General features: G+C 56.5%; 19 protein-coding genes and 6 pseudogenes. 16 read left to right on the plus strand and 9 right to left on the minus strand.

Annotated elements, in window-relative coordinates; genetic code table 11:
* Window positions 1-153 precede the first annotated feature (153 nt).
* The 4 genes and pseudogenes from nifT (at window position 154) to BMI01S_RS41220 (ending at window position 2,614) form a co-directional block, all read left to right on the plus strand.
* Complete coding sequence (nifT, locus tag BMI01S_RS31005; protein WP_028232436.1) at window positions 154-372, plus strand: putative nitrogen fixation protein NifT; 219 nt, start codon at window positions 154-156, stop codon at window positions 370-372.
* 1 nt (window position 373) lies between these two features.
* The gene (locus BMI01S_RS31010; protein WP_028232437.1) at window positions 374-652 is read left to right on the plus strand and encodes a hypothetical protein; all 279 of its coding nucleotides are present in this window, start codon (window positions 374-376) and stop codon (window positions 650-652) included.
* Between the two features lie 89 nt (window positions 653-741).
* Window positions 742-1,803: an IS630 family transposase gene (locus BMI01S_RS31015; RefSeq protein WP_028232438.1), complete on the plus strand. Its 1,062-nt coding sequence runs from the start codon at window positions 742-744 to the stop codon at window positions 1,801-1,803.
* Between the two features lie 54 nt (window positions 1,804-1,857).
* Window positions 1,858-2,614, plus strand: a pseudogene (locus BMI01S_RS41220) (IS5 family transposase).
* 502 nt (window positions 2,615-3,116) lie between these two features.
* Here BMI01S_RS41220 and BMI01S_RS31030 read toward each other — a convergent pair.
* The 5 genes and pseudogenes from BMI01S_RS31030 to BMI01S_RS31050 all read right to left on the minus strand — a co-directional run bounded on the left by BMI01S_RS31030 (window position 3,117) and on the right by BMI01S_RS31050 (window position 7,503).
* Window positions 3,117-4,268, minus strand: a pseudogene (locus BMI01S_RS31030) (IS3 family transposase).
* 106 nt (window positions 4,269-4,374) lie between these two features.
* Window positions 4,375-5,235 (minus strand): neprosin family prolyl endopeptidase, encoded by an 861-nt coding sequence (locus BMI01S_RS42125; protein WP_028215375.1) that lies wholly within the window; start codon window positions 5,233-5,235, stop codon window positions 4,375-4,377.
* 733 nt (window positions 5,236-5,968) lie between these two features.
* Window positions 5,969-6,211, minus strand: a complete 243-nt coding sequence (locus BMI01S_RS39535; protein ID WP_081716303.1) for an FmdB family zinc ribbon protein — start codon at window positions 6,209-6,211, stop codon at window positions 5,969-5,971.
* Between the two features lie 12 nt (window positions 6,212-6,223).
* Entirely contained in the window at window positions 6,224-6,805 is a 582-nt protein-coding gene (locus BMI01S_RS31045; RefSeq protein ID WP_042291776.1) for an ankyrin repeat domain-containing protein, read from the minus strand.
* Between the two features lie 89 nt (window positions 6,806-6,894).
* Window positions 6,895-7,503, minus strand: a complete 609-nt coding sequence (locus tag BMI01S_RS31050) for a hypothetical protein (protein ID WP_042291777.1) — start codon at window positions 7,501-7,503, stop codon at window positions 6,895-6,897.
* A gap of 446 nt (window positions 7,504-7,949) precedes the next feature.
* Here BMI01S_RS31050 and nifH point away from each other — a divergent pair, with 446 nt between their 5' ends.
* From nifH to BMI01S_RS31075, 4 genes are all read left to right on the plus strand, one after another.
* Window positions 7,950-8,831 carry a nitrogenase iron protein gene (nifH, locus tag BMI01S_RS31055; RefSeq protein WP_028215377.1) on the plus strand — a complete coding sequence of 294 codons (882 nt, stop codon included), beginning with the start codon at window positions 7,950-7,952 and terminating at the stop codon, window positions 8,829-8,831.
* A gap of 80 nt (window positions 8,832-8,911) precedes the next feature.
* The gene (gene nifD, locus BMI01S_RS31060; protein WP_028215378.1) at window positions 8,912-10,375 is read left to right on the plus strand and encodes a nitrogenase molybdenum-iron protein alpha chain; all 1,464 of its coding nucleotides are present in this window, start codon (window positions 8,912-8,914) and stop codon (window positions 10,373-10,375) included.
* A 71-nt stretch (window positions 10,376-10,446) separates the two neighbouring features.
* Window positions 10,447-12,006, plus strand: coding sequence for a nitrogenase molybdenum-iron protein subunit beta (gene nifK, locus BMI01S_RS31065; RefSeq protein ID WP_028215379.1), 1,560 nt, complete (start codon window positions 10,447-10,449; stop codon window positions 12,004-12,006).
* 2,077 nt (window positions 12,007-14,083) lie between these two features.
* Window positions 14,084-15,625 carry a methyl-accepting chemotaxis protein gene (locus BMI01S_RS31075; RefSeq protein WP_028232442.1) on the plus strand — a complete coding sequence of 514 codons (1,542 nt, stop codon included), beginning with the start codon at window positions 14,084-14,086 and terminating at the stop codon, window positions 15,623-15,625.
* A 1,165-nt stretch (window positions 15,626-16,790) separates the two neighbouring features.
* Here BMI01S_RS31075 and BMI01S_RS39540 read toward each other — a convergent pair.
* Window positions 16,791-17,168 carry a HesB/IscA family protein gene (locus BMI01S_RS39540; RefSeq protein ID WP_081723564.1) on the minus strand — a complete coding sequence of 126 codons (378 nt, stop codon included), beginning with the start codon at window positions 17,166-17,168 and terminating at the stop codon, window positions 16,791-16,793.
* Window positions 17,169-17,730: 562 nt separating this feature from the next.
* Between BMI01S_RS39540 and BMI01S_RS31080 the strand changes: the two genes are divergently transcribed.
* The 3 genes from BMI01S_RS31080 (at window position 17,731) to BMI01S_RS31090 (ending at window position 20,239) form a co-directional block, all read left to right on the plus strand.
* A complete protein-coding gene (locus BMI01S_RS31080; RefSeq protein ID WP_028232443.1) occupies window positions 17,731-18,231 on the plus strand; it encodes an Lrp/AsnC family transcriptional regulator in 501 nt (166 codons plus the stop codon).
* Between the two features lie 463 nt (window positions 18,232-18,694).
* A complete protein-coding gene (gene nifW / locus BMI01S_RS31085) occupies window positions 18,695-19,024 on the plus strand; it encodes a nitrogenase stabilizing/protective protein NifW (RefSeq protein ID WP_407669094.1) in 330 nt (109 codons plus the stop codon).
* 222 nt (window positions 19,025-19,246) lie between these two features.
* Window positions 19,247-20,239: a transposase gene (locus tag BMI01S_RS31090; protein WP_081716359.1), complete on the plus strand. Its 993-nt coding sequence runs from the start codon at window positions 19,247-19,249 to the stop codon at window positions 20,237-20,239.
* 728 nt (window positions 20,240-20,967) lie between these two features.
* Here the strand turns inward: BMI01S_RS31090 and BMI01S_RS39545 are convergent.
* The 3 pseudogenes from BMI01S_RS39545 to BMI01S_RS31100 all read right to left on the minus strand — a co-directional run.
* Window positions 20,968-21,249 (minus strand): annotated as a pseudogene (locus BMI01S_RS39545) (IS21 family transposase); the annotation flags it as partial.
* Window positions 21,240-21,356, minus strand: a pseudogene (locus BMI01S_RS43325) (site-specific integrase); the annotation flags it as partial. The pseudogenes BMI01S_RS39545 and BMI01S_RS43325, both read right to left, overlap by 10 nt.
* Window positions 21,357-21,826: 470 nt before the next feature.
* Window positions 21,827-22,119: pseudogene (locus BMI01S_RS31100) on the minus strand (Tn3 family transposase); the annotation flags it as partial.
* Window positions 22,120-22,204: 85 nt separating this feature from the next.
* Here BMI01S_RS31100 and BMI01S_RS41225 point away from each other — a divergent pair.
* The 5 genes and pseudogenes from BMI01S_RS41225 to BMI01S_RS39560 all read left to right on the plus strand — a co-directional run.
* Window positions 22,205-22,795 carry a transposase gene (locus BMI01S_RS41225; protein WP_154671408.1) on the plus strand — a complete coding sequence of 197 codons (591 nt, stop codon included), beginning with the start codon at window positions 22,205-22,207 and terminating at the stop codon, window positions 22,793-22,795.
* A gap of 116 nt (window positions 22,796-22,911) precedes the next feature.
* A complete protein-coding gene (locus BMI01S_RS44160; RefSeq protein ID WP_154671409.1) occupies window positions 22,912-23,088 on the plus strand; it encodes a hypothetical protein in 177 nt (58 codons plus the stop codon).
* A 40-nt stretch (window positions 23,089-23,128) separates the two neighbouring features.
* The gene (gene gspD / locus BMI01S_RS31110; RefSeq protein WP_081901416.1) at window positions 23,129-25,411 is read left to right on the plus strand and encodes a type II secretion system secretin GspD; all 2,283 of its coding nucleotides are present in this window, start codon (window positions 23,129-23,131) and stop codon (window positions 25,409-25,411) included.
* Between the two features lie 38 nt (window positions 25,412-25,449).
* Complete coding sequence (locus BMI01S_RS31115) at window positions 25,450-25,854, plus strand: hypothetical protein (protein WP_028211974.1); 405 nt, start codon at window positions 25,450-25,452, stop codon at window positions 25,852-25,854.
* Window positions 25,855-26,163: 309 nt separating this feature from the next.
* A pseudogene (locus tag BMI01S_RS39560) lies at window positions 26,164-26,777 on the plus strand (IS3 family transposase); the annotation flags it as partial.

The following is a 26,777-nucleotide window of genomic DNA, read 5'->3' on the forward strand; positions in this document are numbered from 1 at the left end:
TGTTAGGGAGCTGTTCGGTCATGGTGGACTCCCTTAACTCATCCTGTTTGTGTGAGACGAGGAGGCATCGTACTGCGCACGCGCGGCACGTCCGTCGGTTGCCGCAGCCATAAGTGTGGAGTGAATCGCTTAATCAACCCGGGGGGTATAAACGTGAAGGTCACGATCCGAAAGGATGACAATGGCGTATTCAAGGCCTACGTTCCAAAGAAAGATCTTGAGGAGCCAATCGTCTACATCGATGGAGCGCAACTGTGGGGTGGACGTATTACGCTTGCTAACGGCTGGCAGTTTCAGTTGCCCGAACTTGCGGACGACACCACGCTTCCGGTAACTGTCGAGGCGCGGCGCGTGTCAGGCGGGTGCGAATGACATGGGCCTTACTGTGGAGCAGATTCATGCGATTAGTGAACTGGTTCTTACCGAACCGACGCTGCTGGAAGCCGCGGTAACTTGGCGAAAGCGCTATCCCGACGTCCGTGTCATTCGGCTCACCGCCGCCGAGATAAGCGATGAGAAGCCCTTCATCGAGTTCCGTGGTCGCCGGGTCTATCTAGCGACATGGACAGGCGTTTGTATTGATGTGACCACGGACGCAGCGCGAGCCGATATGCTAATACTGGCAGAGGAGGCGTTTTGCGATGGCGACTGAAAAATCGCACTTTGCGAGGCGGCCTACCACACGACGGTGATCTAGACTAGTCCATTGCGTCATTGAAAAAGCACCTGATTTGGTATTCAATGAAACGCATGGAAAAGATGAACTTGACCGCGCTTGAGCGCAAACAGTTGCTGTCGGCGGCTCGTAGCCAAACGGTGCGCGCAGCGGACAAGCGGCGTGCCCGGTTGATCCTGATGCTTGACGACGGAGAGACACGTGAGGCGATCATGCAGCGGCTGCGCTGTGACTCCCGCTTCATTAGCCGTTGGGCGAGCCGGTTTCTGGCCGAGCGGCTGGCAGGCCTGTACGCGCGCCATCCGGGACGAGCCCCGGTGCATCGGCCTGAAAAGCTGGAGGCGCGGGTTCTGAATCTCACGCTCAAGCACCGGCCTGCGGACGGCTCAACGCATTGGAGCAGCTACAAGCTTGCTGCGGCTTTGGGCGATGTGGGCGCCTCGACGGTCCAGCGCATCTGGCGCAAGCACGGCGTGCGGCCCCATCGGCTCGATACGCACATGGTCTCTAATGATCCTGACTTCGAGACTAAGGCGGCAGACGTGATCGGTCTGTATCTGAACCCGCCCGCGCACGCGGTGGTGTTCTGCGTAGACAAGAAGACGGCAATTCAGGCCCTGGATCGTAAAGACCGGATGCTGCCGCTGTCACCCGGGCGCGCCGAGAGCCACGGCTTCGAATACAAGCGAAACGGCACGCTGAGCCTGTTCGCCGCGCTCAACACGACAACCGGGGAAGTCATCGGCAAGACGGCGCCACGCCATACCAGCGAGCAGTTCGTGGCCTTCCTCACGGACGTTATCGCCAGCCAGCGGCCCAAACAAGAGATCCATGTGATCTGCGACAACGTCAGCAGCCACAAGACCCCGCGCGTGCAAGATTTCCTGCGGCAACACCGAAACGTGCGGTTGCATTACACGCCGACCTATACCTCCTGGCTCAATCAGGTGGAGAACTGGTTCTCGCGCATCCAGCGCGACGTGATTGCGCGAGGCATCTTCACTACGGTAAAGGATCTGGAGCGCAAGCTGATGCGCTACATCCGCGAGCACAACAAGAATCCCAGGCCGATTAAATGGAAGTACGACGATCCATCGCGGCGAATTCGACCAGTGCCATTTCAATGACGCAGTCGACTAGGGCGAGTTCACACTAATTGTGTTCGATCGTATACTTCGGTGATGGAAATCACCGAAGCCCAATATCAGCGGATCGAGCATTACCTGCCGCGACAGCGGGGCAATGTTAGCTTGACGAACCTGCAGGTGCTGAATGCGATCCTTTACGTCGCCGAGCACGGCTGCAAATGGCGCGGACTGCCCAAGCGTTTTGGCCGATGGCACACGATCTACACGCGAATGAACCGCTGGTCCAGGAGTGGTGTTCTGGATCGCGTGTTTACGGAGTTGCAGCGTGAGCAGATCGTTCGCGTCAGGATCGAAGCGGTCTCGCTGGATAGCACGGTGGTAAAGGTTCATCCTGATGGTACCGGCGCATTAAAAAAAGCGGCCCCCAATCAATTGGAAAATCCCGTGGCGGATGGACCACCAAGATTCATATGGTTGCCGCGGATGCTCGAACAGCCATAACGTTCGCGCTGCCCCAGGCCAGGCTGGCGATGCTCCAGAAGGACGCGCGCTGCTGCAAAGCCTTGGGCGGCCCAACCGACCACTGCAGCTCATCATGGGCAAGGCGTATGAAGGTGACGAGACACGGCAAATCGCGCTCGACCTGGGTTTCATTCCCGTCGTTCCGCCCAAAAGCAATCGCCTTGAACCATGCGAATATAATCGGGAAATGTACAAGCGCAGAAACGAAGTTGAGCGCCTGTTTCGCCGCCTCAAAGGCTTCCGCCGCATCTTTTCGCGATTCGAAAAACTGGACGTGATGTTCCTCGCCTTTTTCAATTTCGCGCTCATCGTCGACGGGCTCAGATAGTGTGAACACGCCTTAGCTAGTTTTCGCGGGTTTTAGAGTCGTTAGAGCGATGGTTCGACGTTCGATTCGTTCGAGCTTACTCGCTCGGCACAGCCATGAGGCTGTCGCGGCGACTGAACGCTCGTCAGCTCGATGGCCCTGCGCGGGGTGGGCATCACCCGGGCGATGCAATCACCAGCGCACCTGCACATGCCACTCCCTGGATTGCACACAGAATTACCTTGGCCGGCTTAGATTAGGGCCTCTCCTGTACTTGCCGATATCAACCCGAGTCGACGTTAAGAGGAGAGTGCAGAGTGAGCAATTAGTCGGTGACGGCGAACGCTTGGCGTACGAACTTCATTACCTGTTTGCGCCACAAAAAAGCGAGCTGAGCGTCGGTATAGCATGGTTGTCGTGTACCATTTAAGGTCGGCGTTGGGTGAGTTCTCCGCCTCGTTCGGAATCGCCTACGGAGAAGACCTCGGGAGTTGCCCCTGTAACTTAGGACACGCGGACACCGTTAGGTTGATGACACCGCATTACGCCTGAACGCGCGTGGCGAGCGGTATTTGAGGGCGTTGTGCGGGTGGCGCTCATTGTAGTGTTGAAACGCGATAGCCAGACGCGAGAGCGCCGTGTCCATATAGGCGACGTAATTGTGCTTCATGGTCTTCACGAACGATTCGGCCATGCGATTGCTCTGCGGCGAACGGACCGGCGTAGTCAGCGGCTCAAGATCCAGTTCGCGAGCGACGCTGCGCGTGCGGTGATCGATGTAGGCAGAGCCGTTGTCCGTGAGCCATTCGATGGGCTGCGTGGCCTGCGTGGTGCCGGAGTGCTGTTCGACGGCGGCCTGCATCACGTCGCGCACCACATCACCGCTATGCCCGCCGGTTGTCGCTGCCCAGCTAATCACCTCGCGGCCGCAGCAGTCCGGCGCACACGTCACGCGCAGCGGCGTACCATCGTCGCACCGGAACTCGAAGCCATCGGAGCACCAGCGGGGTGCTGCGGTCCACGGCAACGCGACCGTCATGCTGCCGCTTGTCTCGCCGCACGCCGGGGCGGCGCAGCAGCAACTGATGCTCACGCATGACCCGCTCACGCGCTTGGCGTTGATGCGCGGCGCACCGGTCTGCTCCCGGCTGCGGCTCAGCAGCGCCCAGACACGCCGGTAGCCGTAGGTCGGCGGGTGCGCCACATGCCCCTGAATCTCCGCGAGCAATCCGGTGTCATCAGCCACGCGTGCACGGCGACCATCGCGTCAGTCACGAGCGAGCTCGCTTCACCGCCACGGCAGAGCGCGCCACGCCGAGAACTTCGCAGACCGTCTTCATCGGTCGTCCCCTGGCAGCAAGGGCGCGCGCAATCAGGTTGTTTGAACGACCCCAATCCAGGGCTCCTTTCTGGATTTCGACCTCCAGCGTCTCCTTCCCGAGTAGCCGTTGCAGTTCCTTGATTTCCTTGTTGGCGGCGGCCAGCTCAGATGCCGGCACAACGGCTGCTTGGCCTGCCTTCCTAGTAGTGCTTGTGCCAGCCGAATACCTGGTTGGCGTTGACGCCGTGCTGACGTGCCACGGCTGACACCGATGCTCCCGGCTCCAGTTTTTCCTGCACGATGGCGATTTTTCTGCGCCGTGCGCCGACGACGGCACTCCGGCTCGGTCAGCATTTCGATGCTTTCCACGCAATGAGATAAACGACCAAACGCCACATCTCGGGATCTTATGCGGTCTATGCATCATATAACCGTACGAATCACGCGCTCGATGCCGTCTTTATCTGCACTGTGTTCCGCCTGGGCCGCCAACGAAGACGTATCGGGTCCACCAACTTGGACTGTGGTTATCGGCGGGAATATAACCGCCATCTCCGTTGCTGAATGGACCGGCCGCGTGGTAGCAGGTCGATTGCTCGAACACTTGCGGATCATCCCAGGCGGCAGTATCAGCGAGGTTGTAGTAGTAGAGGTTGCGCTGATAAGCTGCGTGGCCATATAGTTGACTGTCCCAATTACCACTACCGGCGCCTGGCCAAGACGTAAGCCCAGTTGTTTCTGTACCAAACCCAATCGACGTCGCGTTATGACTATTCTGTCCGCCCTGATAGAACTCCGCGGGGTAATAACCAATCGCGACGCCGTCACGGAAGAGCCACCAGTTCCCGTATGCGTCGCGATGATATCCGGCACTGAACTCGTGCTGTTGACCGCCGGGAGAACTGATGTCAACTAACGCACCCCCGAGTACCGCTTTCTCCGAAACCAGCACGAAATCCCCGCAGCTGTTGTTCCAGCATCCGGTGTTTACGTAGTTATCGGCGGTGCTGAAGATGAAGAAGTGCGGCAGATTGTCCGCAAACTTGGAAGGAGATACTATCCAGCCAGTCTCTTCTGACTGTAAAGGGTTTGCACCGCCGGCTCTGTCTCCACCAAGAATCCAGATCTGGGACAAACTAAAGACCTGATCCGCCGCAGTATCCACTTTCGGATTCCAGACATTGAACGTGACGTTGCCCCCGAGATTCTCGACGTTTTGCACGAATGTCGCATATTTGTGTGCATAGGGATCCGCGGAGAGCAGTTGACTCGCGATAAAGGGTGCATTCGCTGATTCGCTGCTTGACGGGAGCATGGTCATCGGGGGAGGCGCCTTTCTGTGATATGCATCTACTGTCGTAAATCGACTAAGCTCTTTCAATGTGACTCTATTCAAGGGGACGCTGCCCGTACCACAGCTTGGCGTATTCACACCGTTTTGAAACTGTTCAGACGACCCTGCCGATCGGCTAGATAAATCACGCTTGAGCTTTGTCGCTGACGCTAACTGTGGAGGTGTTGCGATTTGCCTAATTCGATATGTCCGGACAGCAGGTTGCTCCATCACCGGAACGCAGTCATAGGCTTGGCCGTTCGCAATAAAACTCCTTGAGACGTGTACTCCATTGTAACGTTCAATAATCGCTTGGCGCATCCCTTCGAAAGCAGACGGATCATTGACTTTGTAGTTGCGAGATATTGGAGGTTGATGATCTGACTCAAGATGCGCCCCGGACTCGAGCCAAGAGCGACCAATAAAATCCTGAGCTGCGGCAGCCCTCGTGTCAGCCATGAATCTGTCAAATGATTCGATATGGGAATCCACGCTCCGCGAGTATGCGGGCATTATCCATGTTAATATCCAGAACAAGCACGCAGAAGAGATATACTGAATTGTGTTTGCAGGTCTGCGTAGTTGTTTCCCGTTGCCAGGATTTACAACGGGGAATCTTTGTGCGCTGAGGTAAAAAGGCAGCGGTGACATATGATTTTCCATGGAGTTAATTTTTTTGCAAGCAGATATGGAATGACAGGCGGCAGCTCTTTGGGGCGTTTCAAGGTCGATGCAATAATTGCGTGCGCTCGGCCACGGAATAATTGCTCAAATGCCCTTCACGAGCGGCCTGGCGGCGTGCTGCCGTAATGAGTGCCTTGTTGCGGGGAGGGGCGGACGGTGCGCTGACCTGTTTATCCAGTGCATTGCTGCGGCAACGCGGACATGACGTCAATGAATTGGGGCGTACAAGTATCTCGGACCGCAAATTGCAGTTTCGGCATACAAAGTCGTAAAGTGGCATGAGAACTTTTCCTCAATGCGCAAGGTTGCGCGACGTGGCATCATCGGCGAAACGCGACGATTCACGCATGGCGTTTTTGAGTCGGTCTACCGTTAGCAGAAGCTGTAGTCCAAAATCCGTGGCCATGTCGAAAGCAGTTCGCCCATCTGGCGCGACCAAACTGTCACTCGCACCAAGGGATATTAGCAACCACATGACGTCGACTCTGCCGCAGGCTGCTGCCTGCATCAGGCATGTGACGTCGTGCGCATTGGCATGATCGACATTTAGACCGGCACTGACCAACCGTAGAATCGGTCCGGGCGCTCCGCATAGACATGCGTACCATAGCGCATCGTTGTCGTTGTCGTCGAGCGCACTGACGGGTGCACCTTCGTCGAGCAACGCGGCGACGATGCGGTCTTCCCCATGCATCGCTGCAAGCATCAGCGGCGTTATCCCGTCAACGCTGCACGAATGGACATCGGGAAACTCATGCGCCGACAGCCATCTAGCGACTGACGAACGTGCAGGAGCTTGCAGACCTTCATCGGCGTGCGGGAGGCGCTGACCGTCCGCTCTTCGACGTGCGGCGGCATCGAGTAGCAATGCCATGGTGATTCTCCAGTTAGATTGCGTGAGCGTTGTGATAGCTTAGATGCATGGCGGCGTTTTCATGCAGAAGCACCGCGGCGAAATGAAACTTAGACGGGTCTGTTTTCGTTGGGATCACGGACTGGGCCCATCAATTCGAGTCCCTGCGCGTAAGTGAGGGAATCGAAACGTAAGTCGAACTTCGACCCGGCGTCGGAGACCGCGTCGAGTTTCCCTGCAGTGTCCTTTTTCTTCAGCTCTGCCTTATCGAGATACAGGAGCTCAAGTATTTCGTTGTAGACCGTCGATTCCACGATAGGAAGGACATAGAATACTGCGTCCTCGTAGTGCACCTGATAGCGACTCGAAAGATCGATGTTGTCGCAGAACAGAAAATATTTTCCTTTTGGCGAGAGTGCGTCTCCCAATACTTCGGCGACGTCTTTCAGATGTTCGAAGCTCAATAGCCATCCCGCGAAAAATACGAGATGCGGGTCGCCGACGTCGGCTACTGCCATGACCTGCTCGCAAGACAGTTCAGGGGGGCGGGCCTCGTCAGCGAGTTGCGGTCCGAAGCGTAGCGCGAGTTCGCCCCGAAAACCGATGCGCCGAGGCGTACTGGTGGGGCCCTTAAACACGGCATTAAGTAAACGGCCCTCGAACTGCAAGCGGGCGAAAATGGTCTGGTGAAGTTCCTTGTCGATAGTCATATCATTCATTAGGTTTCCCTATTCAATTTGAGTAAATACTGTGGAATGGTGGTGACAGTTCGTCGTTGGATAAGAAGCATGCAGTTCCATGTGCAAATTCCGTACCACCAATCCCGCCGCTCGCTGGCCCACTGTCATTGACCGAGGCTGGCCAAAAAAAAGGTGGTGCAAATCTGGTTTGCGACAACGACGCACGGTTTGTCAGGAAGCCGACGCTGCGAACGTCGGTAGGTGCCATGCTGGTATGTTTGCTGAAAGCGCGATTTATAAGGCATTTCAACCATTCTCGAGCCTTGGCATAGAAACTGCACTATAGCGACGCGCGGACACCATCCGGCCGATGCGTGACTCTGCAGAAGAAGATCATGGACACTGCACGCTGAGGGCATGATCGCGGCTTTGCAGCGTTGAATGGCAACCTTGGTTTAATCCTTCTATCTCAATGGAGTATCACGATGGCTCAACTTCGGCAGATCGCTTTCTACGGAAAGGGCGGGATTGGCAAATCGACCACGTCGCAAAACACGCTCGCGGCGCTCAGCGACCTTGGGCAAAAGATACTCATCGTCGGCTGCGATCCGAAGGCTGACTCGACACGGCTGATATTGCATGCGAAGGCACAGGACACAATTCTCTCTCTCGCGGCGGAAGCCGGCTCCGTGGAGGACCTCGAACTCGAGGATGTCATGAAGATTGGCTACAAAGACATACGCTGTGTGGAGTCGGGTGGTCCAGAGCCGGGTGTCGGCTGCGCGGGTCGCGGTGTCATTACATCGATTAATTTCCTGGAGGAGAATGGCGCCTACGACGGGGTCGACTACGTTTCATACGATGTGCTGGGCGACGTGGTGTGCGGAGGATTTGCAATGCCAATTCGCGAGAACAAGGCACAGGAGATTTATATCGTGATGTCAGGTGAGATGATGGCTATGTACGCTGCGAACAATATCTCAAAAGGGATTCTCAAGTATGCCAACAGCGGTGGCGTGCGTTTGGGCGGCCTGATTTGCAACGAGCGAAAGACCGACAAGGAACTCGAGCTTGCGGAATCGCTCGCAGCGATGCTCGGCACACGTCTGATCCACTTTGTACCGCGCGACAACATCGTTCAGCATGCGGAGCTACGCCGCATGACGGTGATCGAGTACGCGCCAGAGAGTGCGCAGGCCGGCCAGTATCGCGCGCTTGCCGAAAAGGTGCATAACAACGCCGGCAATGGCGTGATCCCAACGCCGATCACGATGGACCAACTCGAAGATCTCCTGATGGAAAAAGGAATCATGGTGCAGGTCGATGAATCGAAGGTCGGCAAGGCAGCGGCTGAACTGACCACCTGACGGCTGCGGGGACAACGGTTGCCGTGCGGCGTACGGCAACCGATTTCGGCGATCACATTTCTCCCACTTATGGATATGCAATGACCGCAACGGTTGAAGAACGTAAGGCCGCTCACAAGGCCCTCATTGACGAAGTGCTGCGAGCTTACCCGGAAAAGATGGCCAAGCGGCGGGCCAAGCATTTAGGCACTTTCGAGCAGGGTAGGCCGGACTGTGGGGTGAAGTCCAACATTAAGTCGCTGCCAGGTGTGATGACGATTCGCGGCTGCGCATATGCCGGTTCGAAGGGCGTGGTCTGGGGGCCGATCAAGGACATGATTCACATCAGTCACGGACCCGTCGGCTGCGGCCAGTATTCGTGGGGTTCGCGCCGAAATTATTATGTCGGAACAACTGGAGTCGATACTTATGTCACGATGCAGTTTACTTCTGACTTTCAGGAGAAGGACATCGTGTTCGGTGGCGACAAGAAGCTCGACAAAATCGTCGATGAGATTCAGGAACTGTTTCCGCTCAACAGAGGCATATCAGTTCAAACCGAATGCCCGATCGGTCTGATCGGCGATGACATCGAGGCAGTCTCGAAGAAGAAGAGCGCACAGTATGAAGGGCACACAATCGTACCCGTACGCTGCGAAGGATTTCGCGGGGTATCGCAGTCGCTTGGGCATCATCTCGCGAACGATGCGATTCGCGATTGCGTATTCGACCGTGCCGATCCCAATAAACATTCCGCGCTCGAGTCAACTCCGTACGACGTTGCGATCATCGGTGACTACAATATCGGTGGCGACGCGTGGTCAAGCCGTATTCTCCTTGAGGAGATGGGTTTGCGCGTCATTGCGCAGTGGTCGGGCGATGGCACGCTCGCTGAACTGGAGAATACGCCGCGATCGAAGCTCAACCTGCTCCACTGCTATCGGTCGATGAATTACATCAGCCGGCATATGGAAGAGAAGTATGGTATTCCTTGGATGGAATACAACTTTTTCGGTCCTACAATGATCGAAAGGAGCCTGAGAGAGATCGCGAGCCGATTTGACGAGACGATCAAGGTCAATGCCGAAAGGGTGATCGCAAAATACCGCCCTCTGATGGATGCGGTTATCGCGAGATATAAGCCACGCCTCGAGGGTAAGAAAGTGATGCTTTTTGTAGGCGGCCTTCGCCCGCGCCATGTCATCGGGGCGTACGAGGACCTCGGCATGGAAGTCGTTGGTACCGGCTACGAGTTTGCCCATAACGATGACTATCAGCGCACTACGCATCACATCCAGGATGGCACTCTAATTTACGATGACGTGACCGGCTACGAATTCGAGCGGTTCGTCGAACACATGCGGCCTGATCTCGTCGGTTCAGGAATCAAAGAAAAGTACGTCTTTCAGAAGATGGGTGTTCCGTTCCGCCAGATGCACAGTTGGGATTATTCAGGCCCATACCATGGCTATGACGGCTTCGCAATCTTTGCGCGCGACATGGACATGGCAATTTCGAGTCCTGTGTGGACTCTTTCCAAGGCGCCCTGGAAGAATGCGGCGTGAGCCAGGCGGGCCGTTGGCGATGCGGCCGTGTCGTCTGAAGGCTCTTCAGGAAATCGATTCAGGAGCGAGTCATGCCCCAATCAAGCGACAACATTCTCGATCACGAACTGCTCTTTCGCGAGCCGGAATATCAGGCGCTTTTGCGCAACAAGAAGCAAAATTTTGAGTTCAACCATCCAGATGAGGCTGTGAGGGAGGTTGCCGAATGGACAAAGACTGAAGACTACAAGCAGAAAAACTTCGCGCGCGACTCGCTAACCATCAATCCAGCGAAGGCCTGCCAGCCTCTTGGGGCGGTATTCGTGGCGAATGGTTTTCATAGAACACTGCCCTTCGTGCATGGCTCTCAGGGCTGCGTGGCCTATTACCGCTCGCACTTTTCGCGGCACTTCAAGGAGCCGACGTCGTGCGTGAGCTCGTCAATGACCGAGGACGCGGCGGTTTTCGGGGGGCTCAACAATATGATCGACGGTCTGGCGAATGCATACAACCTTTATAAGCCCGAGATGATCGCCGTTTCGACGACCTGCATGGCGGAAGTCATCGGTGACGACCTCGATGCATTCATCAAGAATAGTAAGCAGAAGGGGAGTGTTCCTCAAGACTACGATGTGCCGTTCGCTCATACACCCGCGTTTGTCGGCAGTCACGTGACGGGTTACGACAATGCTCTATTGGGCATTCTCAAACACTTCTGGGATGGCAAGGCGGGTACGGCAACGCCACTCATACGTGTGCGGGATGAGAGTGTAAACTTTATCGGTGGATTTGACGGTTTCGTGGTCGGCAACATCAAGGAGATTCGACGTATCTTCGATCTCTTTGGCGTTAGCGTCAACATCATCTGCGATCCTTCCGATACATGGAATACGCCAACGGATGGCGAATTCCGCATGTATGAGGGCGGAACGACGAAGAACGAAGTTGAACGCGCACTGAATGCGAAAGCGACGTTCATTTTCCAGGAGTATTGCTGCGAAAAGACGGCGAAGTATATCGCGGAACACGGCCAAGAGGTAGTTGTGCTTAATTCACCAGTCGGCGTTGCTGGTACCGACCATTTCCTCATGGAGATATCGCGTGTCACGGGTAAACCGATCCCGCCAGAACTGGAAAGGGAGCGGGGGCGGCTCGTTGATGCAATGGCGGACAGTCAGGCTATTCTCCATGGCAAACGCTATGCACTTTACGGCGATCCCGATCAGATGCTAGGTTACACGCAATTCCTGCTCGAGCTCGGTGCGGAGCCGGTGCATGTTGTGTCGACAAACGGTAACGACGGATGGGCCGAGAAGGTCAAGGCGTTGTTGGACGCGTCGCCATACGGCGCGGGATGCAAGGCATATCCGAAGCGCGATCTTTGGCATCTGCGCTCGCTGCTATTTACCGAACCAGTCGATTTCCTGATCGGCAACACTCACGGGAAGTACTTGGAGCGCGATACGGGGACACCGCTAGTGAGACTCGTGTTTCCTATTTTTGACCGCCACCACTATCACCGCTTCCCAACCTGGGGGTATGAGGGTGGTTTGCGCGTGCTAGTGTCACTACTGGACGAATTCTTCGAAAAGCTCGATACGAGTACGGTCGATATTGCAAAGACTGATTACAGTTATGACATTGTCCGCTGATGGCAATGGTCTTTGCCTAGGCTTGGTTTGCCCAGCCCCTCGACGTGGGCGATCGTGCGCGGCCACTCGGCAGAGGGCGGTCCGCACGACTTTTTGACTGGTTGTTCATAACACCGAAGTTTGGCCGCTCTCCGCAATCCGATTCGAATCGATCCAACAAAAGCCACTGCTGGAAGTTGCAAATCTCGATTAATTAACCCGATGCAATGAGGGAGAGCAGCGGCAGTAAGCCCGACTGGAGTAACGCAGAATTTGCACACAGATCTCCTTCGAAGGCGCACGCAAATGGACGCGTCTGACACAGCTATTCGTGGGCGGAATGCGACGCTAGGTGGCCGCCGTACATGGCCTTTGACCTAGGCGAAAAGAACTGCAAGTTCTCACTGGGTGATGGACAGCGCGCGCCGAATCGCTGTATGGTGACCGGGGGCAATAGGCGCCATCACGAATGCGAGAGCGCGTTGCCATCTCGGCAGCGATGGACCAGTCTACAGCTGCTATGAAGCTGGTCACGACGGCTTCTGGCTGCACCGCTGGATGAGAGGTATTGCTGATTCCATTGTGGCTTTGACCAGTATCGAGGTGAACCGCCGTGCGCGTCGTGGCAAGACGGACCGGCTCGACAGCGACAAGCATGCTGCAGATCTCATCCGCTATCACACCGGCGAGCGGTGCGTCGGCGCGGTGGTGCGATCCCTACTGCCGAGCAGGAAAATGACCGGCCTGTGCACCGCGAACTCGAACACCAGCGCCAGGAACGTACCGCACACACCAGCCAAATCCGCTCTCTGGTCAGATTTGGTTGGCGAAGTTTCCGGTGGATCGCGATCTGGGCGGGTTCGACTGCGACGGCTCGGCTGTTGACGTTGATCGCGAAGTTATTATGCACTGGCCGACATGAGTTTTACGGAGGCCGCACACGACCCGGCGGACCGTGTCTGAACAATACATCAACTAGTGACCGCTATTGGCGTATGCGGCATCACCGGCAGTGGGTCTCGCCACTGCGCGTGGAGCCGGAGAAGGAGCAGAGGCGCGTGGGGCGGATTGCGGCTGGGCGTACTGCGCCGTGCTGGTTATGCTCGTCGAACTTTAGCCCTTCAGGCGGGTCGGCGGAGCGCTCCTCTTCCATCCGCTCGGCCGCCCGTACGAACACAAGTGCGCGGGCGATTACCATCAATCTCGACTTCGGCGAATGGTCCCGCGTGTGCCACAACGCGAGATGGCGAAGGCATTGGCGGACCGGCTCACGCTTCACTGCCACGTCAGTTAAACCGGGGACGAGAGTTATCGCTTCCGGCATAGTTGTGCCAGTGCAAAAAGCTTGCGGAAATTTCTTTCGTTTGGACCGGCGCCTGAGAGACCATGAGCCCGCAATGTGGTTTCCCTAGCCCATCCTGTGGTGCCATCAATACGCCGATCATCGAGGCCCCCGTTGCGGTCATCGGCCCCTTTTGCAATCGATTAATGACGTCCACGCAGTGACACTCGGCGAGGTCGACCAGTGCTTGCCAGTCGGGAAGTGCACGCGTATGTCAGAGCATGACACTGAGTTGCAGGGCGTTTCGAGCAGCCGCGACGGGCAGCAGCGTTGCGGCGAGGAGGGCAAACGCGCTGGTCGAGGCGGCGCTGCGTCCAAGTATGTCCGTGGCAATGCCAATCTACCCGCAAGTGGATCGCGAAGGACCTACTCGGAGCGTGAGTGCCGCAGGTTGGTCCAACGCAGCCTTGGGTGCCACGTCCACGTTGCAGCCCTGAAGAGTAGTACACGAAACCTTCAAATAGTGGGGCAGTTAGCCAGATGAATCCTTACGCAATAATCAGAATTGGATGACAGCAGTTTTCGAGAAATTGGTCGATATCAGTGATCGTATGCTGCATCAGAAGTGACGCTGACGGTGTGCGGTCTCATACCGTGGACCTGCCGTTAGCCCTTTGTGCCAGGTACACGGCATTAGGTGTAGCTAAGCAATTTTGAATCAGTTGTTGGACAGCTACATGGATGAATAGCCCGACTAGTCCGACGCTTCATGCTGTTGCGAAGGCAGCGGCTCTGCGATATAAGGAGACTTACGCCATGACCCTCAATAGAAAACTAACCTCGACAATCATGATCCTGTGGGTTGGGATCATCATGATTATCTTCTTTGGCGCGTGGCAGAACCGGGCTAAGACGATCTCAGATCGTCAAGAGCAACTCTCATTGTTGATTGAAGAAGCCAACTCGATCGTCAGTCACTACTACCAGCTTTCGCAGCAGCATGCGATCCCCGAGGATCAGGCGAAGAGGCAGGCCTTGGAAGTGCTTTCGTCGATTCGGTATGGCACAGACGGCTACCTTACTGTTATCAATTCTCAGTCAGTCGCGCTAATGCATCCATTCAAGCCTGAACTCGTCGGCAAGAACATGTCAAGCTTCACCGACAAGGCTGGCAGGCACCTCTTCGTCGATTTGGCGAACGTGGCCGATGAGAGTAAGGGCGGATTCGTGGAGTATTTGTGGGCCAAACCCGGGAGTGAAGTATCTGTTCCTAAAACGAGTTATGCGCTCCGGTTCGCGTCGTGGGATTGGATTCTCATCACGGGCATGTATATGGATGATGTCCAAAAAGCGTTCTACAATGAACTCGTCCGCTGGATCGGAATCACTGTCGCCCTCGGGGCCGTCGCCACTATTTTAATGTTGCTCGTCTTACGCAGCATAAGACACTCGCTCGGCGGCGACTTGGAAGTGGCAGTTGCGGCCACACAGCGCATGGCGCGCGGCGATCTTACCTTTCCCATCCCTGTCATGCATCACAACCGAGAGAGCTTATTACGTGCGCTGAACGTCATGCAAAGCGGTCTCATCGATGCAATTTCGCGAGTGTCCCACGGTGCCGAGAATATCAATGTGGGAGCAGCCGAAATTGCCGCTGGCAATACGGACCTGTCGCAGCGCACGGAGGAGCAAGCGGCGGCGTTAGCGCAGACCGCATCGAGCATGGATGCCATGACTGCGAATGTGAAGCATAACGCCGCCAGCGCGGCCATCGCTGCGGATCTGGCGAGCAAAGCCGCAGAGATCGCGACCCGTGGCAGCCGTGTTGTCGACGACGTGATCAACAAGATGAAAGACATTACGAGCAGTTCAAGGCAGATTGGTGACATTATTGCAGTAATCGACGGAATCGCATTCCAGACTAACATCCTCGCGCTAAACGCGGCCGTCGAAGCGGCGCGGGCAGGTGCGCAGGGGCGGGGCTTTGCGGTAGTAGCCGCAGAAGTGCGAAGCCTCGCACAGCGCTCAGCAACAGCGGCGAAGGAAATTAAGGCGCTAATTGGGACGTCGACAGTCAGCGTTGAAGAAGGCGCATTGCTCGTCGCCAACGCCGGCTCAACGATGACAGATATCGTCGCGTCGGCGCAGCGCGTGAATGAAATCCTGGAAGAGATCAGTGATGCGTCTCGCGGACAGAGTGAAGGCATAGAGGAGGTAAACCAGGCTATTGGCCAAATGGACCAAGTGACGCAGCAGAATGCTGCACTTGTTGAGCAGGCCGCTGCGGCTGCGCATTCGCTCAGGGACCAAGTCGCCATTCTTCGCGAAGCAGTCTCGTCTTTCGCGCTGCCTAGCTGACGGATACGCGCCTACAAACACGAACTGCCTATGCCTCGTGCGCGCGATGCCCAAGCGGGCACCATATTGCTCAGGCGACGGGCATTTCAAACCCCCACGTCTGACGTTCCCGCGCTAAGCGGCTGAGCGACCACGGACGATGTTGCAAGGCATCGATTCTTGGCTCCTTCGAAGAAGGAGGCCAAGTGGTGTACGTTTTTATGCCGTATTTGCAAAGCACGATATTCACGTTGCTCGAGCGCGGCATGAGCCCGTGCCGGATTCATGAGCTTACCGGGATCAACCGCTGATGATCCACCACGATCAGGCACATTTCGAAACGCAGCGGGCAGTGTGAGTGAATTCTTCTTCTGCCGCCCCCCGTCGGCATGACAGAGCTGGCGGCCTCGCAAACTCCTCCATCTCTCTTCGCCCGCTCGCTTCCGATGTTGCCGCATTCGGTCAAACAGCTCAGGGTCGCCCTCTCGGCCGGCGAACCCTATACCGACTGGATCGATCCGCAGATACGCCTGACTTTGGCTTTGCGGCGAGCTACCACAGCGCCGAATGCTTCGCGAAGGCGTTTCGCCAGCTCGATCCCGATCAATTTGATCGCTGTGAAGGTTGCGTCTTCGAACTGTCGTTGTAGACTGAAGTGCGGCGCATTTCCAACGAGTTGAGCGGCCGTCTCAATCAAGTCGAACAGGCTAGCGGGAGTGCGGCGTAGAGCACAATTCTACTGCAACTATTCAAGATCGGACCTCGCGCGTCCTCCTTGCGCGTCGAATTGCCCCTTCGATGCAAGCTTGTGAGCTTAATGTTATCGGCAAGCGTGGGTTTGTCGAGTCACGCGCCTCAGTGCCCGAGGGAAATTGGTTGGTAATGCTGGAGGACAGCATGGCGCACCACGTATGGCGTCGATCCAGTGAAGTTGCGATTCGTGCTCCGCCGGCTGATGCCAGCGTGATTGCTCGCCCGGCGGTACTCACATATGGATGGCAACGGGTGTTAGGTGACTGAATGAACCCGTGAGTGCGTTCATTCCGGTACTTTTGATACCAGCGCGCAAACTAGTCGACGTTTGCGTGAAGCTCATCCATTCGGTGGTCCGCGCGTTGCCGATTCGCCATCTTTGTTCTGCATCGAGACCTCGTGCAAGCGATATAAATATTCGCATGCTACGATGTCAGCGCGGACATGAGGAAAATGCTTCACTGCGGCCGCAAGATGTTGATACACTCGGAATTTCAATCACGAAGCGGGGAAGCGGGGTATCTTCTTCATAGTCGATCTGGGCGCCGATAAAATATCTTAGGCTAGTCTCGTCAACGAATACAGTGAGGCCCTGTGTAAACACCTTCGTGTCGGAATCGCTTACGGAGTCAACCAGGATAATAAAGTATTCTAGCTGTCCTCCAGCACGAAATTCGGCGCGCAGCCGAATATACAGCGGCTCTTCGTGGCTCTGTGCGACAAGCTCGGCGGCTTCTTTTGCTGCTCGCGCCGTGAACGTCAGAAATTCACACGGGGTTTCTGTCGATATGCTTGATCGTTGGGAAATCATGGATCTTCCTGGGGAAATTAATAGAGAACGATATCCGTCTTGACGATGTGCATCTGCACAAGCAAGGAAAGCAAGTACCGAGCCACAGCGCTCGTGCTCAATACGCTATTGCTCAGCCGCGTAATCAGTTTCCTGGGGCGAGTGCGCAACCGACAAGCCAAATCATTCACGCTGTTGAACTCGCCTCGTTGAGGTCGCTATCAAGAGTGAAGCGATGTTCGGAACGGCGCAGTGGAGATCTGCTCGCGCCATTGGGAACAAGTGAGCGAGATCCGAGGCGCGTGCCTTGGGACTCATCGCGTGTCGATTGACGTTCTTTTTGACCAGTTGATGTTTTCGATCACGGACGTCTACATTCGACGTTGAACTGCGCTAGTCCTGCGCACAGAGAAACTAGCGCCACGCTCATTGAATACGGGCTGTATAGCGGCACTAAGTTAGCAGATATTGAATGGTTTGACGCAAGCGACTCTCGCTCGGGAAGGCGAGTTGCACGGGCAGCGCATGAGACAACGATACATTTTTCGAATGGTTTTGATTCGTCGGATGGGAGATGAGTGCAATGAAATTGACAGCGCATCCAGTCGCCGCGCAGAAGGACATGGCCGCCTTGGATTCCGTAGACTGCGCGATCCTCAGACACTTGCAGCAAGACGCCTCGCTATCGATTGTCAGCCTTGCAGCGAAAGTGAAACGCAGTGCACCGGCATGCCTGCGGCGCGTGGAACGGCTCAAGGAGGTGGGGCTGATACGAAGAGTCGTCGCACTGCTCGACGCGAAGGCCCTCGGCGCGGGCATGTTCGCCGTAATCGGGATCGTGCTGGACGGCTCGACGCCCCAAGCGTTTGCCGCATTCGAGAAAGCGGCGCAGAAAGTGTCGGGCTGCGTTGCGTGCCACGCTGTGAGCGGGGAGTTTGACTATTTCTTGCTCGTTCGTGCACGCGGCAATGAGAGCTTCAACCGGTTAGATGCTGCACAATTGTTGCTCCTGCCAGGAGTACGGGAACTGCGTAGCTTCAAGGTGTTAAGGGAAGTTTTATCGACGCAGGCGATACCGTTGTGAGTCCAAATGCTTGAAAAGGTAGGCTTATCCTACATCCATCATCAGACAGGTGCTGCTGGTACCTATCCGGCGGCGAAGTCCGTTCGTGGTAGCACGAGCAGACTGGGTTGCGCCAGCAGCGTCCCAATTCATGTTCAGTAAAGTTTCGCAGATAGTCGAAGCCGGTTGGATGCACTTCGCGCAACGTGCCGCGCTGTCCGAATCCAGACAATTCAGACAAGGCGACGTGACACCGGCCCACCTACGGTCATCAAAAATGGCGATGAATGCTAGAAACATCATTCAGGTTTAGGTGGGATGGCATGAACCTTGCGTGCCGTCGATCGCCACGTCAGAAGGCACGGGCGAACTAAGACCCTTCGTCAACGAGAAAGCGCTCAGCGATGGCATAAAACTCGTCGGGGTCGCTACGGGCGGCTTCGCGGCCAACTTTGTTAGATACGGAGCAAACCACGTGAAAGCAATGATTGAAAAACTGCACCAGCTTTCGTCGGCTGAGGACTTCTTCCGATTCTTCGCCATCTCATATGACGAAAAGGTGGTGAACGTAAGTCGATTACATATACTAAGGCGTTTCTTCCAGTACATTAGACAGGCGGAAGACCTGTCCGCGGATCACGATGCAACCTTATTCGTGGTTTATCGAAATCTTCTGCTGAATGCGTACAACGACTTTGTCATCTCCACCCCCGCTGAGCAAAAGGTGTTCAGGGTTCTTCAGGAAGCCGACGGAGAGCGGCACATCCCTCTTGATAGTCTGCGTGAATCCCTGCCGGCTCGGCCTAACAATTGAAGTCGGTGGGCGAATCATATTGGTGCTTGTATGAGTCGTCAGGATGCAACTCCTCCCTTGATGCACGTTGCGAAGTTCAGTTGTCTTGTCCTTGTTAGCATCTGCCGGGGGTGATTCGTCAGCAGCTTTCACGTCCAACTGACAAGCGGACAGGGGCGGTTTCGATGCTGCGGAGATAAGCTCTAATCTAATGTACGGGGGAGTTGAGCCAGGAGATTGAAGGTGGTGGAGATTTCAGCTGAGAATCTGATTGTCGAAGTCGGAAACCAGCAAACAACAAAACCATCCACCATGAGCAAGGATACGGAAAAAGCAGTCGTCGGTCTATCGGGAGCCAGCCTCGGACTGGACGAATTGGTCCGTCAAGGGGCGCGGCAGGTGATTCAACAAGCGATTGAAGCGGAGTTGGCGGAGCTGCTGGAGCGGTTCGAGAACGTGAAGACGCTGCACGGGCAACGCGCTGTGGCGCGCAACGGCTACTTGCCCGAACGCGAGGTGTTGACGGCGGCCGGGCCGATTGCGGACAAGGTGCCGAAGGTGCATGATCGATCAGGATCGGGCGTGAAGTTCAATTCGTCGATCGTGCCGCCGTATGTGAGGAAGTCACTCCGTGTAAGCGCGGCGCTCCTAGCTTATTCTGAAAGGCATCTCGACAGGCGACATGGGCGAAGCGTTGCGCGTGCTGCTGGCGAGGACGCGAAGGGCTTGTCGGCGAGTGTCGTGAGCCGGTTGACGGCGCAGTGGGCCGAAGAGCATGCGGCGTGGAGTCGGCGTGACCTGTCGAAGTCGTGCTACGTCTATTGGTGGGTCGACGGCATTCACATCGGGCCGCGCAGCGAGAACTCCGATGGCCAATGCCTGCTTGTGATGATCGGCGTGAAGCCCGATGGGAGCAAAGAGCGCATGGCGATCGGCGACGGGTATCGAGAAGCGAAGGCATCGTGGTTGGAGCTGCTGCTCGATCTGAAAGCGCGGGGCGTGCAAGCAGGTACGGCTGGCCGTCGGCGACGGCGCAATGGGCTTCTGGGCGGCTCTGGAAGAGGCGTTTGCGGCGACGCAGGGCCAGCCCTGCTGGTTGCAAAAAATGGGGCAATGTGCTTCATGCGCTGCCGGAGTCGCAACAGGCTCGCTCGAAGGCCGACATCAGGCGATCTGGATGGCTGCGACACGCGCCAAAGCCCACACCGCGTTCGATCCTTTCGTGTCGATCAATGAGGTGAAATATCCCTCTTGTACACAGCCTGGTCACTTACACCGAGTACCTCACAGACGACCTTTGGAATGATCAGATAGCGTTCCAATGGGCTGTGTCGAGATGGTGTAGTCAGAACGAGTAAGCGCCGCTACGATGGGGTCATCGCGCTAACAGGTAGCGCAGCCCTCCTGACGAACTTGACATCAAGATCATCTTCCATGCATACACGCATTAGTATGCGCTATGTTTCAACAAGAACAATTCATACTAAATGGCTGTATCAATTTGACGGGGCGCGAATGCGCGCTCCGCTTCGAGCATGTCTGATGGTGTTTGTTTATTGTCGATATTCACTTATCGGTCACCGCAAATCGCCTTCTTAACGACGGTGTTCACAACGACTGGGGGCGTCGGCGATATGTCGATGCGCTGAGAAAGTCGCAGTCTGGTGGGCTGCTGTCGTCGGTCATCGACGGCAGCGAGTTACGCGTCAACTCGCTATACAAGCAAGGAAACGCACAGGTTGGATAAAGAGTTCGGGTAGGCAGTCGCGGATGACGGAGTCATAGACCGGTGAAGTGCTCGGCAAAAAAGCGGCACGCCGTACCAGCGCCCAGTTTGTTGCATTCCTCATCGAGTTGGTGTCGGCCCAGCCACGAGGAAAGGAGATTCCCGTCATCCGCGACAACGTGAACAGCCACAAAACCGAGCCGTTCAGACATTTCTCGCTGCACATCTGAAGGTCTCAATACATTGCACTCCCAGCCGCTGGCCACCTTGCAGAAGTCCGCGTCAAACAGGTAGTGCGCGCACATCACCGCAAAGCGCGAGTCGACGGTGCGGCCCTTGCCTTTGTGGACCTTGTCGACGGCCGCCTTCATATTGTCGTAGAGGCACGGCGTGCCACCCCGCCGAAGGCCGTGAACGAGCGTGTATGGGCGTCGAACAGCATCTCGTGACCTTGGCTCGGGTAGGCCACGAGCCAGAACGCCCGGGACGCGCGCAGCTTCATGTGCGACACCTGCAGCCTGCGTGCGACGCATGCGCGTGGCGCATCCAGTGCGGGCTGGCGCAGCGTAGCTTCTCTGCGGTCGCTGGCCGTTCGTCCTGGATCTAGTCGGCCACCAGCACGAAGAACAGGGCTGCCTAGGTTCGATGTCCAGTGGTGTAAATTTTTCTAATGGGGTGCCATATAATAATTAATTAGACAAGTTCGTCGAAGCAATTCAAGATCGACGATCTGGACTTATGTCGAGTTTTGGTGGGTGCTAAAAAATTTAAATAATGGATATTTTCTAATGCTAATAATTAACAAGGTAGTATGATGTGCGCTAGCATTCGTCATCTTGCTCGTCGCCGCTGCGCCGGCATCTGCCGCAAGATATTGCTACTGGGACGAAGAGTTGGAAATGGATGTTTGCTCGTGATTGCCGAATCTTGGCGCATTTTTGGTTTTGTTCGCAGTCTGTAAATCTCGAATGTCTCGGGGTGTGACATCTCTGCAATGAATTTTGCGAAGAAGTGGGTTTCGGCGCTATTCGCGAGAAATTCCGGCAACACTGGCGTGAGGGTCGGCCGGGAATCGCGAAATTTTCGCCAAAACAAACCTAATCATATGATTCAAAATAGAAATCAATGCTCGGGGCGAGTGGCGTGGCCTCCATTGGACATTCAGCCGATAGGAGTCGAGCCGGTTGATGTGCTTGCGTCGATACGGCGAGGGCACCTGCAATTCCTCGGCGTCGATCGGCAGGCCCTTGTCTTGCAGCGCTTTCAACTTGCGTGACATCCACTGCACGTTGCAGAGAATCACCATGTTCGCGAGGAGCTGGTTGTATTTGATGAGCTTGCGTTGCTCGTGCCAAACATTTTTGGCGATCACTTCCCCTTCGAACATCAGAGGTGGCGCCGGAAATTTGGACAGGTCGATAAGGCACGGCTGGGGCCTGAGCTGGTCATAGTGGCCAGCGAAAAGGAACCAGAAGATGGCGAAAAGAGGTCGCCGGGCGCACAGCCCGGCATTCGAGGCAAAGGTAGCGCTGGCCGCCCTGAATGGCGACAAGACGCTGGCAGAACTGGCGCAGCAGTACGATGTGCGCTCGAACCAGATCACGGACTGGAAAGAGCAGTTGCAGGAACGCGTGGCGGACGTGTTCGAAACGGGCAAGGCGGCGGCCAGTGAGCCTGTCGTGGACGCTCGAGAACGATTTGTTAAGCCGAGCGCTCAGCAAGGCGGGGTTGCTGAGCGGAAAGCGATGATCGACCGCGCACACGCGCTGCCGATTGCGCAACAGGCGCGACTCGTGGGGATCGCCCGATCAAGCGTCTACAACCAGCCTCAACCGGTCAGCAAGACGGACCTGAAACTGATGTGCCGCATTGACGAGCTGAATCTTGAGTTCCCGTTCGGGGGAGCGCGCATGCTGGCGTGTCTGCTGCGCCGCGAAGGCAACAAGGTGGGCCGACGGCATTTGGGCACGCTGATGAAACGCATGGGCGTCGAAACGCTGTACCGCAAGCCGAACACGAGCCGCGGCGACAAGCAGCACAAGATCTGGCCGTATCTGCGGCGGTGAATGACGATCGACCCGCCAACCAGGTGTCGGCGGTCGATAACATCCCGATGGCGCGGGGCTTCGTGTATCTGACTGCTGTGGTGGACTAGGCCAGCCGAAAGGTATTGGCACATCGTGTGGCGATCACGCTGGAAGCGATCCATGCGGTCGAGGCGCTTGAAGAGGCATTCGCGAAATACGGCCAGCCTCAAATCTTCAACGCCGACCAGGGCAGCCAGTTCACCGCGACCGCTTTTACAGAGGCGGTTCTGGATCGTCGCATCAAATCCATGGACGGCAAGGAAGCCTGCTGAGTCCACTTCGTACGTGGCGATACCAACACACATCAATTTCATGAAAAGAGATAGTAAGGTGCTCCGATGGGCGGCTGCGGCCCTTTTACTTGCTGGATTGATCACTGCGCAGAGTGCGCGCGCGCAAGTGACTCTGAATTTCGTCGACGCTCAAATCGATCAGGTGGCGAAGGCAATCGGCGCCGCCACCGGCAAAACGATCATCGTTGACCCACGCGTAACGGGTCAGATCAACGTCGTTTCGGAGAATCCGGTGCCGGAGGACCAGGCGCTCAAGACGCTGCAGTCGGCGCTGCGCATGCAAGGCTTCGCGCTCGTGCAGGATCACGGCGTGCTCAAGGTCGTGCCGGAGGCCGACGCCAAGCTCCAGGGCGTGCCTACGTACGTCGGCAACGCGCCCACCGCGCGCGGCGACCAGGTGGTTACCCAGGTCTTTACGCTCAGGCACGAGTCGGCCAACAACCTGCTGCCCGTGTTGCGTCCGCTCATCTCGCCGAACAACACCATTGCCGCCTACCCGTCCAACAACACGCTCATCGTGACCGATTACGCGGACAACGTACGCCGCATCGCCTCGATCATCGCGGGTGTGGACTCGGCTGCGGGCCAGCAGGTGCAGGTGGTGCCACTGCACAACGCCAACGCGCTCGACATCGCGCCGCAAATCGCGAAGATGCTCGATCCGGGCGCGATCGGCGCCTCGGACCCGCCGCTGAAGGTTTCGGCCATCGCCGACCCGCGCACGAACTCGCTGATGCTGCGCGCGTCGAACACGCAGCGCCTCGCCTCCGCGGTGCAGCTCTCGAAGCAGCTCGATGCGCCCACCAGCATGCCGGGCAATATCCACGTCGTGCCGCTGAGCAACGCCGACGCGACGCAGCTCGCCAAGACCCTACGCGGCATGCTGGGGAAAGGCGGCAACGAGACGCCGTCGTCTTCGTCGCCGGGCAATGCGGGCGGCTTCAACCAGACCAGCAGCGGCGGCGGCCTGTCGACGGGCACATCCGGCACGCCGCCGTTGCCGAACTCCCTGGGCGGCAGTTCGTCGCTGGGCAGTTCGATGTCGGGCGGCGGCGCATACGGCGGCGGCGGCAGCAACGAAGCGCAGCACTTTGGCAGCGAAAAGGACAAGGGTGAGGAGAACCAGCCGGGCGGCATGATCCAGGCGGACGCGGCCACGAACTCGCTGATCGTCACGGCGCCGGACGCGGTGTATCGCAATCTGCGTAGCGTGATAAACCAGCTCGATGCGCGCCGCGCACAGGTCTACATCGAGGCGCTGATCGTCGAGCTGAATTCGAACACGAACGCCAACCTCGGCATTCAGTGGCAGGTCGCAAACGGTAATCTTTACGCGAATACCAATCTCGCCGCCGGCAGCGGCAACAGCATCATCAACCTGACGGCGGCCGCGGCAGCCGATGCCGCTTCCGGCGGCCTCGCGAGCGCGCTCGGGGCGCCCAACCTCCAGCAGGGCCTCAATGTCGGCTGGATCAAGAACATCTTCGGGGTGCGGGGTCTCGGCGCGCTGCTGCAAGCGCTCTCGCGATCGACAGACGCCAATGTGCTGTCCACGCCTAACCTCATCACGCTAGATAACGAAGAAGCACAAATTATGGTCGGCAGCAACGTGCCGATCCCAACTGGAAACTACGCGAGTCTCTCCAGCACGAGCGGCACTAATCCGACGACGTTCAACACTGTTGACCGCTTCGACGTCGGCCTGTCACTGGATATCAAACCGCAAATTACTGAAGGGGGCCTTCTCAAGTTGCAACTAGTAACCGTAGATTCGGCAGTCATCGGTGGCACAACAAGCGTGGCGACGAACCCGAATGGCCCAACGTTTAGCAAGCGCTCGATCCAATCGACGGTACTGGCGGACGACGGTGAAATAATCGTGCTTGGCGGCTTAATGCAGGACAATTATGAAGTTAGTAACACTAAGGTTCCGCTGCTGGGCGATATTCCTTGGCTTGGCCAGTTGTTCCGTTCTGAAAACAAAACCCGCTCGAAGACCAACCTGCTTGTGTTTTTACGTCCTGTAATTGTCAAGGACCGAGCCACGGCGACTGCGTTGATGCAGAACCGCTACGACTATATTCAAGGGGTGCAAGGAGCGTACCGACCTGATAACAATCTGATCAAGGACAATGACGATCCGGTTGTTCCTCCGATGCCGACCGGTCCAGCGGAAGGCGGCTCGGCGCTGAACCTGTTTGACCTCGACAAAATGCGTCGACAGCAGGCACCAGGCAACGTTGAGCGCGCCCCCCCGCCTGTTGACAAGACGGACCCGCCTGTCGGCAGGACTAACCCATAATGCACTGTACGCCAGAGAAAATCTGGAGAGGCGGAAAAATGACTCACATTGATCCTGAAACTGACTCGACATGCTTCGTCGTTCAGTTCGATCTCAATGCGAAAGGCGAGCATCTTGCCACATTGGCATTCCCGGAACCCGCCGTCCGGATGAATGCCAATCAGCTCAGCAAGTTGATTGAGACGTTAGGACAGGTACGTTTGAACATCGTGCCGGAGATAGACACCACGCCGCCAGATTTGACTCAGAAGTTGGACCCGATTGCCTTTCCACTGTGGCAGGTCAGTTGGGAAACAATGTCAGACGGCGCCCTGCTTCATGTGCGACATCCGGGGTATGGCTGGCTAGGTTTTGTCTTCAACGGGACAGATTTGATCGATCTGCGAGACATACTCTCAGATGTAATTGACGAGGTGCAAAAAACCCCCCGTACGGCTAATTGATAAACCGGTTGAACGTGCGCTTCGCAGGTTGCGGAAATACACCGGAAGCGGAAGCGGCGCTCTTCGATTTACGCGCTCGCCGGTCGCAAGGTTACGCATTGTGCAATGCCAACGCGAATTCAACGTTCTTTCGGCGCCTTGAGGCCGACTTCTGGCCTCCCGTTGCCACGTTTCAGGCATTTATGAGCGGTTTTTTGTCAGTGATCGCATGCGCACGAGGTTGTACGCCGCCATGTTCAATACGAACATATGGTCCAGCTTCTTCAAAACGGCGTGCGGACAAAAACTTCGACTACCTGGAGGTAGTTCATCTACTCGTATGAAGAGCGTCTTCGAGCGTTTCGGCTTTATCTAAAGTTGGGAAAGCGCCTCGGGGCGACCATCAGACATCTGGGTTACCCGACAAAGAATTCTCTCAAAGCGTGGCATGGCGAATACGAATAGTGCGATCATCTACGGGCTGGCTATGTCCGTTCAAGGCCGCGGTACTCGGCTGAGCAGAAGCAGGTTGCCGTCGATTATTATTTTGAGCGATGACCGATGTGCTGCCGCAACTTTGAGGGCTTTGGGCTATCCGAGTCGCGAGACGCTTGCAGCCTGGATCGAAGAACTGTTGTGCCCTGAAATCAGAAAACGTACTGGTGCCACAGCAGTTGGTAGCGTTCCAAAATCACATAAAGTGAAGCAGGCGGCAGTCATCGAGCTGTGCACCAGAGAGCAAGGCGCGCGCGTGGTTGCCGAGAGAACAGGCGTGAGTAGGCCGACGCTGTATAACTGCAAGAACCAGCTAGTCGGTCGAGACGCTCCAGCATCGATGAAACGCAAAGAACGCCAGCGCGGGACCATGAAAGTGCGGAACTGGAACAACAGGTCGAATCGCTTCGACGCGACAGCCGGCAGTTTCAGATTGGGCCTCTTTTAAA

It is taken from the genome of Paraburkholderia mimosarum LMG 23256 = NBRC 106338 (assembly GCF_000739815.1).
Lineage (GTDB): Bacteria > Pseudomonadota > Gammaproteobacteria > Burkholderiales > Burkholderiaceae > Paraburkholderia > Paraburkholderia mimosarum.

What these genes read in the sequence shown, in the direction of transcription:
- BMI01S_RS31010 (WP_028232437.1), top strand. Translation starts at nt 374, where the DNA reads ATGGGCCTTACTGTGGAGCAGATTCATGCGATTAGTGAACTGGTTCTT.
- BMI01S_RS31015 (WP_028232438.1), top strand. Translation starts at nt 742, where the DNA reads ATGAAACGCATGGAAAAGATGAACTTGACCGCGCTTGAGCGCAAACAG.
- BMI01S_RS42125 (WP_028215375.1), bottom strand. Translation starts at nt 5,235, where the DNA reads ATGACCATGCTCCCGTCAAGCAGCGAATCAGCGAATGCACCCTTTATC.
- BMI01S_RS39535 (WP_081716303.1), bottom strand. Translation starts at nt 6,211, where the DNA reads ATGCCACTTTACGACTTTGTATGCCGAAACTGCAATTTGCGGTCCGAG.
- BMI01S_RS31045 (WP_042291776.1), bottom strand. Translation starts at nt 6,805, where the DNA reads ATGGCATTGCTACTCGATGCCGCCGCACGTCGAAGAGCGGACGGTCAG.
- BMI01S_RS31050 (WP_042291777.1), bottom strand. Translation starts at nt 7,503, where the DNA reads ATGAATGATATGACTATCGACAAGGAACTTCACCAGACCATTTTCGCC.
- nifH (WP_028215377.1), top strand. Translation starts at nt 7,950, where the DNA reads ATGGCTCAACTTCGGCAGATCGCTTTCTACGGAAAGGGCGGGATTGGC.
- nifD (WP_028215378.1), top strand. Translation starts at nt 8,912, where the DNA reads ATGACCGCAACGGTTGAAGAACGTAAGGCCGCTCACAAGGCCCTCATT.
- nifK (WP_028215379.1), top strand. Translation starts at nt 10,447, where the DNA reads ATGCCCCAATCAAGCGACAACATTCTCGATCACGAACTGCTCTTTCGC.
- BMI01S_RS31075 (WP_028232442.1), top strand. Translation starts at nt 14,084, where the DNA reads ATGACCCTCAATAGAAAACTAACCTCGACAATCATGATCCTGTGGGTT.
- BMI01S_RS39540 (WP_081723564.1), bottom strand. Translation starts at nt 17,168, where the DNA reads ATGATTTCCCAACGATCAAGCATATCGACAGAAACCCCGTGTGAATTT.
- BMI01S_RS31080 (WP_028232443.1), top strand. Translation starts at nt 17,731, where the DNA reads ATGAAATTGACAGCGCATCCAGTCGCCGCGCAGAAGGACATGGCCGCC.
- nifW (WP_407669094.1), top strand. Translation starts at nt 18,695, where the DNA reads ATGATTGAAAAACTGCACCAGCTTTCGTCGGCTGAGGACTTCTTCCGA.
- BMI01S_RS41225 (WP_154671408.1), top strand. Translation starts at nt 22,205, where the DNA reads ATGGCGAAAAGAGGTCGCCGGGCGCACAGCCCGGCATTCGAGGCAAAG.
- gspD (WP_081901416.1), top strand. Translation starts at nt 23,129, where the DNA reads ATGAAAAGAGATAGTAAGGTGCTCCGATGGGCGGCTGCGGCCCTTTTA.
- BMI01S_RS31115 (WP_028211974.1), top strand. Translation starts at nt 25,450, where the DNA reads ATGACTCACATTGATCCTGAAACTGACTCGACATGCTTCGTCGTTCAG.